We start from the raw sequence: 12,974 nt of genomic DNA on the forward strand, positions 1-12,974 counted from the left end.
CTCGCTTCGGCGAGTGCCGCCGGGACTGCGGGGCCTGCACTTTATCCGACGGTTTTTGGTCTTCGTTCAACCGCGCGAATCACAACGGGCGCGCGTGCGCGGGTCATGCTGAAAAGCATGTCCGAGACCCACTCGAATCGGGACTTTTTGCGCAGTGCATGATTTGCCGGCTCAGCGATTCGCTGTGCCCTCGCGAACGCCATCGGCGGTCGCGAAAATTCATTTTCCGAGTTTACCGTCGTTATTTAGGCCGCGCTTCCGGCGCTCGCATCGGTCGGCTGGTCGGCGCGTCGGCGGCTGGGCAGCGACTTGATCGACAGCAGCGCGTAGATGATCAGCGGCAGGCAGATGAGGTAGGCGATGCGCATGCCGGCGTGGTCGGCGATGAAGCCGAGCAGCGGCGGCGCCAGGAAGAACACCACGAAGGACATTTGCGCCACGGCCGCGACGTTGACGTGGGACGGGCGATCGGTGCGTTGAGCTGCTGCCGAGACGCTGAGGGGATAGACGGCGCTGCAGCCGGCGCCCATGAGGCCAAAGCCGAGCAATGCCACGAAGGGGTGCGGTGCCGCCCAGACGGCGATGACGCCGGCCGCCGCCAGCACCAGCAGAACGGTCGCCACGGCGCGTGCGCCGAAGCGATCGACCTGCGGGTCAACCAGCAGGCGGGCGGCTGCCATGAAGAAGGTGAACGAGGTGAGGCCCAGCCCGCCGATGAAGGGTTCGGAATTAAAGACGTCGCGCATGTAGATCGCCGACCAGTCGATGCCGGCGCCCTCGATCAGGAAGGCGGCGATGCCGATGCCGCAGAGCGGCAGCAGGCCTGCCGTCGGCAGCGCGATCAATGGCGCTTTCGCTTCCTCATGGTGCGTGACGCGCGCGGGCGCATTGCGCATGCCCGAGATGACCCAGGTGCCAACGATGAGCACGAAAGCGAAGGTCAGGCCGAGATGGATATGCATCGGCACGCCTGCCTGGCGGATGCCCGATGCGGCAAGTGCCGTCAGGAAGAAGCCGAGGCTCCAGAAGCCGTGCGCACGGTTCATCACGCCGCGACCGAGCTGTGCCTCGATGCGGTCGATCTCGACATTGAGGTTGATTTCCAGCGAGCCTGCCAGCAGGCCTTCGAGAATGAGGATGCAGAACACGAGAGGAGCGCTTGCCATCCACGGCACCGTCGCGATCAGCGCCGATGTGCCGAGCACGGTGATGAAGGCCGTCGTGCGGGCGCCCAGGCGCTCGATGATGGGGGAGGCGAAGGTCAGCGCGGTGAGCGCGCCCACGGCGGCGCCGATCAGCGTCAGGCCCAGTTCCGAGCGATCGACGCCGAGCGCCAGCTGCAGGTCCGGCATGCGGGCAAGCAGGGCGCCCATCGATACGGCGAAAAGGAAGAAACAGACATAGATTCGGTGCTGCGGCGCGAGCTGCATTGGTGTCTCCAGGTGGGTATGCGCAGATCGGCGCTGGCAATATCCTAGTTTGGGATTTCGCCGACACAATCAAAAATAAACATGATGCGTGTATTTTGCGTGAAAACTATCGCTGTGGTTTGTAATGTGGCCACGACGAGTCTAATGCTGGCGCGGATGGTTTGGGGCGCCTAGAGTCTGGGCAAATGGCTCGGATCGCGCCGTCTGCCTTGCTGAAACGAAGTGGGATGTCATGAAGCTTTCTGCCTGTATCGAATGGCTTTTCGCCGATGAAGCCGAGACCTTTGCCGATCGTATCAGGCTGGCGCATCGCCACGGTGTGGAAGCCGTCGAGTTCTGGCGGTGGACCAACAAGGATGTCGGCAGCATCGAATGGGCCTTGAACGAGACCGGCATCGAGCTTGCAAGCTTCGTGGCCGAGCCGATGATCCCGCTCACGGACCGCGCCAACCAGGCGGCGTTTCTCGAGGGGCTGAAGCGGACGATTGAGGTCGCGCGGCGGCTTGGCGCCAGGACGTTGATCGCACAGGCCGGCGACGATCTGACCGGAAAAACCCGCGAGGAGCAACGGGCGGCGCTGACCGAAACGCTGAGCCGCGCCGGCGAGGTGCTTGCGGACAGCGGCGTGCGGCTCGGCGTCGAGCCTTTGAACACGCTGATCGACCATGTCGGCTACTTTCTGGAATCGACGCGGGAAGGGCTCGATATCGTCAAGGAGACGGGCAGGCCGGAGATCGGGATCATCTACGATATCTACCACTCCGCCGTCATGGGCGAGGATACGGCCACGGTGATCGGCGGCGATGTCGACAAGGTCTTCCACGTTCATATCGCCGATCATCCCGGCCGCAACGAACCGGGCAGCGGTTCGATCGACCTTAAGTCGCGTGCCGACTGGCTCGTGGCTCAGGGCTATCGCGGCGCTCTCGGGCTAGAGTACCGGCCCACACAGCCCAGCGCGCAAACGATCGAGCAGACACGGCGGCTGCTTGGCTGATCGATAGGACTTGCCGAAACTTTTTCCGTTAGCTGTTGCCGATAGGGCATTCCATTCCACGACCGGCCACCCCATTTAGCTGGCGTAGGAATGATTTTTTGTTTTGATGTTGAGAAGGCCGCGGGATCTCGCGGAGTGTAGGGCGATGCAATTCCAATCAAACCCGGCTCCACAGCCTTCAGAGCTGAGCGTTGGCCAGTGGCCAAGGCAGAGGACAGCCAGCCTCGACTGGCTGGTCAACGAGACGCGCAACGAGCGCTATATCGACAATCTTCTGGTCCAACTCTGCGACCGGCTGCGCGACGAGGGCATTCCCGTCAGCCGTGCCACGATGCATTTCAGGACGCATCATCCGCAATGGCTGGGTGCGCGCATTCTTTGGCAGACCGGGATGGCCGAGGCGAAGATCACCACCTTCGACTACGGCATCGAAAACACGCCGCAGTTCCTGCGAAGCCCGGTCAACGAGATCTTCAGCGGCGCCAGCGAGGTGCGCAAGGATATCGAGGCGCTGCGCCCCGGCGACGGACATGCCGAATTCTATGACGACCTGAAGCGCGAGGGCGTGACCGAGTATATCGCCTGGCCGATGGAGCACACACTCGGCAAGCGGCACATCGTGACCTTCGCCAGCGATCGTCCCGGTGGCTTCCTGGAAGAGCATGTCGATTATCTGAAGGACCTGCTGCCGGCGCTGACGCTGGTGACGGAGATCCGGCTGAAGAACATCATGGCGCGCACGCTGTTGCAGACCTATGTCGGGCCGCATGCCAGCGAGCAGATTTTGGCCGGTGCCACGACGCGCGGCAGCGGCGCCACGGTGGAAGCAGCCATCCTGATCTGCGATCTTCGTGACTTCACCACGATTTCCGACCACTGGCCGCGCGACGACGTGATCGAGCTCCTCAACGGCTATTTCGACGCCATGTCGGAGCCGATCGAGAAGCATGGCGGCGAAATCCTGAAATTCATGGGCGACGGCATGCTGGCGATCTTCCCGCTCAGCAACCCTCAGGCCTGCGAAAACCTGTTGCAGGCGATCAAGACCGCCGAGGCGTCGATGGTCGAGCTGAACGCAGAGAACAAGCGCAAGGGGCGCGAGGTTCTTCGCTATGGGATCGGCGTGCACGTCGGAGAGGTGATGTACGGCAACATCGGATCGCGCCGGCGGCTTGATTTCACCGTGATCGGCCCGGCGGTGAATGTCGCTTCACGACTGGAGAGCCTGACGAAGGAGATCAAGCGGCCGGTGCTTCTGTCCCGGGCATTCGTGGAGATGGCGGGCCAGGAAGACGAGATGGACAGCCTGGGTGCGTTTCCGCTTCGCGGGCTTGGCGAACCGGTCGACGTGTTTGCGTTTCCATTGAAATAGCCGATCGCTTTTGGTGGTCGCGGTGCGCGTTGCTCGGCCCCTCGATCGTCGCAAGTTGTTCTTATCCGCGGCAAATTCGCGCTTGTGGCGGATTTGCTGTTTCTAGCGCTTATTGCGGGCGCTAGACCATCTCGTGAAACAACCACCATCCGCGAGATCCTCTATGCCCGGTCCCTATGTCGTTCCCGTCCATGGCGATGAAACGCTTCCCGATGCCTGCGATGTCGTGGTGATCGGCGGCGGGATCGTCGGGTGCTCGACGGCGCTGGAGCTCGCCGAGCGTGGGCTGAAAGTCGTCTTGTGCGAGAAGGGCGGGATCGGGCAGGAACAATCCAGCCGCAACTGGGGCTGGGTGCGCATCTCGATGCGCGATCCGCGCGAGGTGCCGCTGATGGCCGAGGCGCTGCGCATATGGGACAATCTCGACGCTCGTACGGGGCGCGATACGGGCTTCAAGCGCGCCGGCATCATCTTTACCTGCGCCAACGAGAAGGAGCTGTCGGATCACGACCGCTGGCGCGCCAATCTCCGGGACTATCAGATCGACACGAGGATGCTGAGCGCCCGCGAGTTCGGCGATCTCTTTGCCGGCTCCAAGCTACCCATGGCCGGCGCGCTCTATACACCCGCCGACGGCCGCGCCGAACCGCAGAAGGCGGCACCCGCGATTGCCGAGGCCGCGCGCGACAAGGGCGCTACCATCCTCACCGCATGCGCGGTGCGCGGGATCGAACTGGCTGCGGGCGCGGTCTGCGGCGTGGTGACGGAACGCGGGCCGATCGCCTGCCAGGCCGTGGTGCTCGCCGGTGGGGCGTGGTCCAGCCTGTTTTCGGGCCGCTTCGGGATCGATCTTCCGCAGTTGAAGGTTATGAACAGCGTTCTGAGAACCAAGCCGCTCGAGGGCGGGCCGGAGCAGACGATCTGGGCCAACGACTTCGCCATCCGCAAGCGCCAGGACGGCGGATATACGGTGGCGTCGGGCTACGACAATATCGTCGATATCGTGCCGGCGTCGTTTCGCCATGCCATGGATTTTCTACCGGCGCTGCGCTCGGAGTGGAAGGCGCTCTCCTTCCGGCTCGGCCTGCGCTTCCTCGACGAAGCCCGCATCCCGCGCCAGTGGTCGCTCGATGAGGCAAGTCCCTTCGAATATAACAGGGTGCTCGATCCCGTCCCATCCAGGCGCAAGCAGGACAAGGCGCTGGCGGATTTGAAGGCCGCGTTTCCCGTCTTCGAGAAGGCCGAGATCGCCCAGCGCTGGGCGGGCTATATCGACGTGACGCCCGATGCAGTGCCGGTTATCTCCAAGGTCGAGACCATTCCCGGCTTTCACATCGCAACCGGCTTTTCCGGCCACGGCTTCGGCATCGCGCCCGCCGCCGGGCGGCTGATGGCCGATATCGTGACGGGCAGGGCGCCGATCGTGGGCCCCAAGGCGTTCCGGCTGTCGCGGTTCAGCGATGGGTCGAAGATCGAGTTGATTAGCGGGGTTTGAGTGTGGGGCAGTGCTCTGCCCGCAGGCCGGTGATGCTTTATCGGCGGCATTCGCTGGGCTCTTGGCTATGACGTCTCAAGCTGCTTTCAGAGGAACGATAGCATCGAGCTCCGCGCCCGCGTTTGCTTCCGCTGTTGAGAGGTCGAAGGCGGTTTGCATGTTGGTCCAGAACTCCGGCGTCGTGCTGAACAATCTGGCCAAACGTAAAGCGGTATCGGTTGTAATCGGGTTCTTTTCAGCAACAATCCGCTCGATGCGGGCGCGCTGTACGTTCAATAGCTTAGCCAGCGTGTAAGCCTTGAGGCCGTTGGGCACCATGAACTCTTCGCGAAGTATCTCGCCAGGATGAATCGGTGGGTGGAAGCGAGTTACCATTGTAGCTTTCCCTTGCAGTTGGCAGTCAGTGATAGTCAACAATCTCGACGTTCTCAGGCCCGGCATCCGTCCAACGGAAGCAAATCCGCCATTGGTCGTTTATCCGAATTGAATGCTGGCCCGCCCGGTCGCGTTTCAGCTTCTCCAACTGGTTGCCCGGAGGGGACAACAAGTCGGATAGGGCCGAAGCGTTGTCGAGCATGAACAGTTTTCGCCTTGCCGCCTTAACAAGATCGGGTGGAAACCCCTTTGGAGACTTTCCATCTATGAGGGCCGGCGCCCAATCGCCGCGATAGCTGATGATCGTCATTGTTTGAAACGTAGCATCGCATGCAGCGTAACGCAATGGAAACGTAGCACACCGTGTTACGTCTTAAGAGGCTGGGAATGATGGGGGTGGCGCCGCCGCGTGCGTTTGCCGCTCAGCGACGGGTTTCCTCGAAAAGACAACGGCTTTCAAGGGATGGACTGATTTTCATTCAGTGACGTGGATTGTGAGGGCCGTCATTCTCGAGGATGCATTTGCCGCACATCAAAAATAGGCCGAAATTCGTATTCATTTCAAATGATTACGAGAGAAGTGGCACGCCCTAGGGGAGTCGAACCCCTCTTCCCAGAATGAAAATCTGGTGTCCTAACCGATAGACGAAGGGCGCTTCCTTCGTGGTGGCGCCCTTATAATCAGGCACTTGGATTCCCGCAAGCGGCAAGAAGTGATTTTTTGCAAAAAAATGACAAGAAATGTCAGCGTGTGGAAAAACGGGCGTATTGTCTTGAAATCAAACGCCTAAATGTAAGCAGCCGTCCGCTGCCGGGAGAGGCAACGGACGGCGGTCAGTGGAATAAGCTTTGTATCAGAGCGCGCGGGCGAGCGTGGCAGCGGCCGGTTTGCCGCCGCAGCCCCAGTTCCAGTCGCGGTTGCGGCCGGTGTCGAGATGGATGGAATCGGTGTGGCAATAGGTGCCGACGCCGCCGCGGTCGGGGAGCGACCTGATGTAGCTGGCGATATCCCATTTGGAGACGCCGTCGATCTGGATGTCGGCCGCATCGCAGCTCATATGCATCGATTCCTCGGCGCCGCCGACCATGCGGTTGTGTTCGGGATCGCGGTAGCCCGACGTGACAACCACAGGCTTGCCGAAATGGGTCTCGACCGACTTGATCACCTTCAGAAGGTTGGGCTTGAAACAGCCGACCTCGACCTTGTCGTTCTGCAGGTGCAATCCGTTCGGCGCGATGCGGGTCATGCCGGGGAGTGACGCCTTCTTGATGAGGCCGGAGAGGCTGGTGAGAAGGTTCTGCTTCGGTGCTGCGTAGAGCGCGTTCATGCTCTGGCCGGGGAGAGAGCTTGTCGCCAGCGAGGCGGTCTGCACCGGATCGATCCTGGTGCTGGTGTTCTGCGAGGATTGCTGCGGCTGGAGCGTTTGCTGCTGCGGCGCCTCCTCGACCGGGAGTTGGCTCGAATAGACGCTGGAGCGCGTTGCGCCGACGCCGGTCGATGGCTGCAACGTGGTCGAGGTCGGGTTGTTCTGGACCTTCGGCTTGACCGAGAAGATGCTCATCGCCTGGGCGTTGATGCCGGTCGATTGCATGGCGAGGCCGCCGATGTTGGCGGGAGCCATGGCTTCCGGCGCTGCCGATGCCGGCTGGCCGGGCGCTTGTGCCAGATTGGCGGCTTGCGCGCCGGGGGCATTGGCCATCCCGGAGACATTCGTCATCCCGGAGACATTGGTTATCCTGGGGTCGCGGTAGCCGGCCTGTTGGGCGCCAGCCGCTGTCGGCGCGTTTGCGGCCGTCTGCTGATCCTGCGCGGGCGCGGGTTCGGCGGCGGCGGATGCGAGCGCGTCGACAGCGGGCTTGTCGGACACGCAGCCCGACAGCGCCAAGGCGGAGGCGGCGATCAGAAGTGCCGCCTTGATGGGCGTGCGCTTTTCAACAGCGAGCAAGCGAGCATTCTCCAAAATGAAGGCGAGGGGCGTGCAAAACGCACGTTTCCCATCGAGTCATCTGGAGAGTGCCCGCAGCAAAGTTGTGCGGCAAGGACGATCCGGACGCAGTGGCCGGAAATCGAAAAAGCCGCAAGCCTCGCAAAAGCCTCGGCTTACCAGGCGCCGGTGTTGCCCATCGATGCCCATGGTTCGGCCGCTTCCAGGCTGCCGCCCTTCTGCAGAATCTCGATCGAGATGCCATCAGGCGAGCGCACGAAAGCCATGTGTCCGTCGCGCGGCGGGCGGTTGATGGTGATGCCGTTGTCCATCAGCTTCTGGCAGGTCGCGTAGATGTCGTCGACCTCATAGGCGAGGTGACCGAAGTTGCGGCCGCCGGTGTAGTCCTCGGGGTCCCAGTTATAGGTCAGTTCCAGGCATGGGGCGCCCTTGGCGGTGGCGTCGGCCTTGTCGCCGGGGGCTGCCAGGAACACGAGGGTGAAGCGGCCCTTCTCGTTGTCGATGCGGCGGGTTTCTTCGAGCCCGAAGAGCGTCGCGTAGAAATGGAGCGATGCATCCAGATCCTTCACGCGGACCATGGTGTGGAGATAACGCATTCTGTTTCCTCTCTAAATGCTGGCGTGCCCCTTATGTGGCGGAACGTCAGGTTCAGGCAAGACTAGGGGGTAAGATTGGCAGCTGCGAATAAACGAAAAGTAGGGCTTGCGCTAATCCGTTACCAACATGTTAATCTTGATCTCAAGAATCAGTTAACCGTAACAGTGTGACGCGTATTGAGGGGCTGGCGAAATGGCTGACAGGATTTCATCGACGGAATTCACTGACCTCGAACAACTCGCGGGCGATGCGGTTGACCTCATCGAAATCACCGGTGTCGTGAAGTGGTTCGACGTCGCGAAAGGCTTCGGTTTCATCGTTCCTGACAACGGCATGCAGGATGTGCTTCTGCACGTGACCTGCCTGCGCCGCGACGGTTACCAGACCATCCTCGAAGGCACGCGCATCGTCGCGCTTATCCAGCGTCGCGATCGTGGATACCAGGCCTTCAAGATCCTCTCCATGGACCAGTCCACGGCGGTTCATCCGTCGCAGCTGCCGCCGGTTCGCACCCATGTGCAGGTCACAGCGACGAGCGGTCTGGAGCGCGCGCTGGTCAAGTGGTTCAACCGCACCAAGGGCTTCGGCTTCCTGACGCGCGGTGAGGGAACCGAGGACATTTTCGTGCATATGGAGACGCTGCGTCGCTTCGGACTTACCGAGCTTCGTCCCGGCCAGGTTGTGCTCGTTCGCTTTGGCGATGGCGACAAGGGCCTGATGGCAGCCGAAATCCATCCGGATGCGCCGACGCCTGTGAGCCGGGCGCACTGATGAACATGGTTTTGCACCGGATCAGAAGCGCCTTCTTGGCGCTTTTTTTCATGTTGGCGCTGCCGGCATTCGCCCAGTCCGTCGTCAAGTTCGACAAGGAGCCGCTGGTCATCGAGACGACGGCAGGACAGAAGTACAACTTTACCGTCGAGATCGCCGATACCAATGAACAGCGCCAGCGCGGGCTGATGTACCGGCAGGAAATGCCTGCCGATGCGGGAATGATTTTCGATTTTGGCGCGTCGAAGCGCGTGCAGATGTGGATGGAAAATACGGTGCTGCCGCTCGACATGCTGTTCGTCGATCGGGCGGGCATCGTTCGCGGCGTCAAGCAGAATGCGGTGCCGTATTCTCGCGATATCATCGATTCGGTGACCCCGGTGAAGTACGTGATCGAGCTCAATGCGGGTGCTGCCGCCAAGCTCGGCCTGAAGGCGGGCGACCGCGTGACCAGCCCGACGATCACCAAGTACAAGTAGCCGAGAGCGGCTACCGTTTCATTTCTGCTCACATAAAAAAAGGCTCGTCCCGCGGTATCGCCAGGACGAGCCAAGTTGTACGGTTATGAGCGACGTGCATGAAGCTCATGAGCGGACAATAGCGCGGTGCGCCGTCGCCACATTGATCTGCATCAAACGTTGCGATCTGGCACACATATCACTGCTGCCTACGCCTTTTTGAGGAACTCCGTCTTCAACACCAGGCCCTTGACCTGCTTGGTGTTGCATTCCACTTCACCGGGGTTTCCGTTGAGGCGGATGTTCTTCACCAGCGTTCCGCGCTTGATGGTTTCCGATGTGCCCTTGACCTTGAGGTCCTTGATGAGCGTGACGGAATCGCCGTCGTTGAGTTCAGCGCCGTTGCTGTCTCTTACGATTGGTTCGTCGGTCATGTTGATCTCGCTTTTCTAAATTGCTTGTTGGATATGAGGGATATGGCGCGCCTGCGGTTCCCGTTACGTGATTCACATCACGTTGGGTTATCGAGCCTGCGCCACGCAACTTATGATGCTTCCCTAGAGGCTGGAGCCGCCAAAGTAAAATCAATTGGTTGGACACGGTCTTTGATCAGCGCTGGCTGAATGTCTCGCTGCTGATATGCGCGAGCTCGATGCTATGGCACTGGCAAAGATGACGTCGAATCCCTATCTGTAGGCCACGCGGCGAGTTGCCTTTGCAGGTGGCTCAGGCAGGACGGGTGGAAACATCAGGACTGCTGCCCGACGAATTCCGTAACGAACCTCAGGGAATGGAGATATTCGATGACTATCGAACGCGCAGTGCTTGCAGGCGGTTGTTTCTGGGGGATGCAGGATCTGATCAGGCGTATGCCGGGTGTCGAGACGACGCGCGTGGGTTATACCGGCGGCGAGGTCGCCAACGCGACCTATCGCAATCACGGCAACCACGCCGAGGCGATCGAGATCCTCTTCGATCCCGCCAAGACCAGCTATCGCGACATTCTGGAATTCTTCTTCCAGATCCACGATCCCTCGACGCCCAATCGCCAAGGCAACGATCTCGGCCCCAGCTACCGCTCGGCCATCTACTACGCGAACGATGAGCAAAAGCGTGTCGCCGAAGACACTATCGCCGATGTCGATGCATCCGGCCTGTGGCCTGGCAAGGTCGTCACCGAGCTCGCGCCAGTCAGCGATTTCTGGGAGGCGGAGCCGGAGCATCAGGACTATCTGGAGCGGATTCCGAACGGCTATACCTGCCACTTCGTCCGTCCAGGCTGGAAGCTGCCGAAGCGGCGATCTTCCGCGGCTTAAAAGAGAGCCGCTCCTTTTAAGCGCCAGGTCGAAAGGCCTGGCGTTTTGCGTTTCAGGCCGCGCAAAGGTGGCGGCCTTCCGTCAGCTCTGGCGTTGAAGCGCCGATTCAAGACAGGCGAGGAGGTGCTTGATATCAACGGGCTTGCCGAGAACGGCGAAGGCGCCGCCGTCAAGCGCTGCCGATCTGGTGCGCTCGTCGCGATAGGAGGTCATGAAGATGATCGGCGGTCTCGGCGGTGTCTTGTTCAGTTCGGCTTGCAGCTCGATACCGCTCAGCCCGGGCATGGCGACATCAAGAAGCATGCAGTCAATCGAGGCGCGATCCTCGTAGGCCAGAAACTCCTCGGCGTTGGCGAATAGCAGGCTTTGATAGCCGCAGGACAGGACGAGATCGTCGAGCGCCTCCCGAATGGCTTGGTCGTCGTCGACGATGGCAATGGTGGAAATGTGGGGCAAGAGAGGGGACCTTGATATGGGTATTCCGGCACGTGGGTATTTCGGACTCGGATGCTTGCTTGTTTCCCCTAATATGCGCGCCGATACCGGGAAACGGTATCATACAAGGGTTTAGGTTGTTCACGTCCGCCGCGCGCTGAGCGGGACGCACAACCGGCTGCTGCTGCGGGCGGTTACAGATGTGGATCCTCGATCGGTAGCGTCATCCTGAACACCGCGCCGCCATCAGGATGATTGAAGCCGTCGAGCCTGCCGCCGCGGCTTTCCAGCGTGCTGCGGCAGATAGACAGCCCCATTCCGAGTCCCTCGACCTTGGTGGTGTAGAAGGGCGTGAACAGCTTCTCCATTCCCTCTGGGCTGATGCCCGGGCCGCTATCCCTGACCGACACACCGACCATGCCCTCGGCCGGCTGGATCTCGATGATGATCTCGCGAACGGGGCACTTTGCGCCGTTGATCGCCTGGATGGCGTTGGTCATGAGGTTGATCATCACTTGTTGGATCTCCACCCGCACGCTCTTCACGCGCGGCACGCCTGCGCCCGGATGAACGGTGACAGTGATGCCATCGCGTTTCAGGTCGTGCTCGACCAGCGAGCGGGTTTCATCGATCAGCGTCGACAGGTCGATCCACTCGGCCTTGCTTTCCTGCTGAGTGAGGAGGTTGCGGGTGTTGTGGATGATGTCGCTGGCACGCTGGCCGTCGCGGATGATGCGTTCGGCGGAACGACGGATCGCCGATAGATCCGGCGGGTCGCGATCCAGCCAGCGAAGCAGCGTCTGCGCGTTGACGGCAATTGCGCCGAGCGGCTGGTTCAGTTCATGCGCGAGCGACGCGGAGAGGGCGCCGATGGTGGCCGCTTTCGACGCCTTGGCGAATTCGGCGCGCGCCTCGATCAACGCGGCTTCCGTCATTTCGCGCTGGGTGATGTCGACCATGCCGACGACGACGCGGTTGAAGGCGGCGATGTCTTCAGGGAAACTGATGCTCAAAAGAACCTGCCTGACTTCGCCGCCGTCGGTGGTGATCGTGCCCTTGCCTTCGAAATAGGATTGGCCGTTGAAAATGGCGTTCATCACGCGCAGGAATGTCTGGTCTCCGGCCGCGATGAAATGGACCATGGAATCCCGCACTTCGCCGCCGGAGGTGGTGCCCAGAAGCTCCCGGGCCGCTTCATTCGCTGCAACAGTGCGCAGCAGGCCGATGCAATCGTCGATGACTTCGGGATGTCGGCTCGCGTGTTCTTCAAGATCGGAGATGCCTGATGCCTTCAGGCCCATCAGATAGGCGCGCAGCTGCGAATAATCCCTCTCCCAGAGCGCCACGCGCGCACCGTCGAAAATCGAGCGGTAGCGGGCTTCGCTTTCACGGATTTCGGCATTTCTTTCGATCAGTTCGGCGCGGAAGGCGTCGTTTCTCAACAGCAGGGCCATGGTGATGGCGAGCGCCGCTAGCGCGACCGCGAGACGAATGAAGGTCTGCAGGTCGGGATCGGGGCCGTGGGTCAGGAAATAGGAAAGGACCGTCAAGAAGATGCAGACGATCGACGTCAGCAGCAATCCGGTGCGGGTCAGGATCTCCGAGCCGAGCAGAAGAGCCATGACATAAAGAACCGCGATGGCGCCTTCGATGTCGGTGAAGGTATCGATCACAAAGACGATCGCCATCAGGAAGGCTGATATCAGCGCGACTGTGACGCGATGGCCCGTGCCGCCACGTTGATTGAACAGCACACCGGCTCGTTCCGCGCTCATGATATGA

14 protein-coding genes and 1 tRNA gene are annotated in these 12,974 nt (G+C 61.0%); 6 read left to right on the plus strand and 9 right to left on the minus strand.

The features are described 5' to 3' along the window. Positions 1 to 245: 245 nt before the first annotated feature. Entirely contained in the window at positions 246 to 1,430 is a 1,185-nt protein-coding gene (locus ACCD05_RS04700) for an MFS transporter (RefSeq protein ID WP_413391331.1), read from the minus strand. A 232-nt stretch (positions 1,431 to 1,662) separates the two neighbouring features. On the opposite strand from ACCD05_RS04700, the gene ACCD05_RS04705 reads away from it, so the two are divergent. From ACCD05_RS04705 to ACCD05_RS04715, 3 genes are all read left to right on the plus strand, one after another. Then, positions 1,663 to 2,427 carry a TIM barrel protein gene (locus tag ACCD05_RS04705; RefSeq protein ID WP_413391333.1) on the plus strand — a complete coding sequence of 255 codons (765 nt, stop codon included), beginning with the start codon at positions 1,663 to 1,665 and terminating at the stop codon, positions 2,425 to 2,427. Between the two features lie 145 nt (positions 2,428 to 2,572). Next, entirely contained in the window at positions 2,573 to 3,799 is a 1,227-nt protein-coding gene (locus tag ACCD05_RS04710) for an adenylate/guanylate cyclase domain-containing protein (RefSeq protein ID WP_413391335.1), read from the plus strand. A 163-nt stretch (positions 3,800 to 3,962) separates the two neighbouring features. Continuing rightward, positions 3,963 to 5,294: an NAD(P)/FAD-dependent oxidoreductase gene (locus tag ACCD05_RS04715; RefSeq protein ID WP_413391337.1), complete on the plus strand. Its 1,332-nt coding sequence runs from the start codon at positions 3,963 to 3,965 to the stop codon at positions 5,292 to 5,294. 75 nt (positions 5,295 to 5,369) lie between these two features. On the opposite strand, the gene ACCD05_RS04720 is transcribed toward ACCD05_RS04715, so the two are convergent. From ACCD05_RS04720 to ACCD05_RS04740, 5 genes are all read right to left on the minus strand, one after another. Further along, on the minus strand, positions 5,370 to 5,669 hold the full coding sequence (locus ACCD05_RS04720; protein WP_209233716.1) for a HigA family addiction module antitoxin: 300 nt from the start codon (positions 5,667 to 5,669) through the stop codon (positions 5,370 to 5,372). 25 nt (positions 5,670 to 5,694) lie between these two features. Beyond that, positions 5,695 to 5,979: a type II toxin-antitoxin system RelE/ParE family toxin gene (locus ACCD05_RS04725; RefSeq protein ID WP_413391339.1), complete on the minus strand. Its 285-nt coding sequence runs from the start codon at positions 5,977 to 5,979 to the stop codon at positions 5,695 to 5,697. A 271-nt stretch (positions 5,980 to 6,250) separates the two neighbouring features. Then, positions 6,251 to 6,325, minus strand: a tRNA-Glu gene (locus tag ACCD05_RS04730). Positions 6,326 to 6,523: 198 nt separating this feature from the next. Beyond that, positions 6,524 to 7,615 carry a YcbK family protein gene (locus ACCD05_RS04735; protein WP_413391341.1) on the minus strand — a complete coding sequence of 364 codons (1,092 nt, stop codon included), beginning with the start codon at positions 7,613 to 7,615 and terminating at the stop codon, positions 6,524 to 6,526. Between the two features lie 155 nt (positions 7,616 to 7,770). Next, positions 7,771 to 8,211: a VOC family protein gene (locus ACCD05_RS04740; RefSeq protein ID WP_018900357.1), complete on the minus strand. Its 441-nt coding sequence runs from the start codon at positions 8,209 to 8,211 to the stop codon at positions 7,771 to 7,773. A gap of 193 nt (positions 8,212 to 8,404) precedes the next feature. On the opposite strand from ACCD05_RS04740, the gene ACCD05_RS04745 reads away from it, so the two are divergent. Continuing rightward, a complete protein-coding gene (locus ACCD05_RS04745; protein WP_018900358.1) occupies positions 8,405 to 8,983 on the plus strand; it encodes a cold-shock protein in 579 nt (192 codons plus the stop codon). Beyond that, positions 8,983 to 9,462, plus strand: coding sequence for a DUF192 domain-containing protein (locus tag ACCD05_RS04750; protein WP_413391344.1), 480 nt, complete (start codon positions 8,983 to 8,985; stop codon positions 9,460 to 9,462). The genes ACCD05_RS04745 and ACCD05_RS04750 overlap by 1 nt, the downstream gene beginning before the upstream one ends. A 188-nt stretch (positions 9,463 to 9,650) precedes the next feature. Here the strand turns inward: ACCD05_RS04750 and ACCD05_RS04755 are convergent, their stop codons facing one another. Further along, positions 9,651 to 9,875, minus strand: a complete 225-nt coding sequence (locus ACCD05_RS04755) for an alkylphosphonate utilization protein (protein ID WP_018900360.1) — start codon at positions 9,873 to 9,875, stop codon at positions 9,651 to 9,653. A gap of 369 nt (positions 9,876 to 10,244) precedes the next feature. Here ACCD05_RS04755 and msrA point away from each other — a divergent pair, with 369 nt between their 5' ends. After that, positions 10,245 to 10,757: a peptide-methionine (S)-S-oxide reductase MsrA gene (gene msrA, locus ACCD05_RS04760; RefSeq protein ID WP_112980569.1), complete on the plus strand. Its 513-nt coding sequence runs from the start codon at positions 10,245 to 10,247 to the stop codon at positions 10,755 to 10,757. 81 nt (positions 10,758 to 10,838) lie between these two features. On the opposite strand, the gene ACCD05_RS04765 is transcribed toward msrA, so the two are convergent. Both ACCD05_RS04765 and ACCD05_RS04770 read right to left on the minus strand, forming a co-directional pair. Beyond that, a complete protein-coding gene (locus tag ACCD05_RS04765; protein ID WP_413391346.1) occupies positions 10,839 to 11,213 on the minus strand; it encodes a response regulator transcription factor in 375 nt (124 codons plus the stop codon). 173 nt (positions 11,214 to 11,386) lie between these two features. Continuing rightward, positions 11,387 to 12,967, minus strand: coding sequence for an ATP-binding protein (locus ACCD05_RS04770; RefSeq protein WP_413391348.1), 1,581 nt, complete (start codon positions 12,965 to 12,967; stop codon positions 11,387 to 11,389). Positions 12,968 to 12,974: the final 7 nt, after the last annotated feature.

It is taken from the genome of Rhizobium sp. Rhizsp42 (assembly GCF_047304155.1).
GTDB lineage: Bacteria > Pseudomonadota > Alphaproteobacteria > Rhizobiales > Rhizobiaceae > Rhizobium.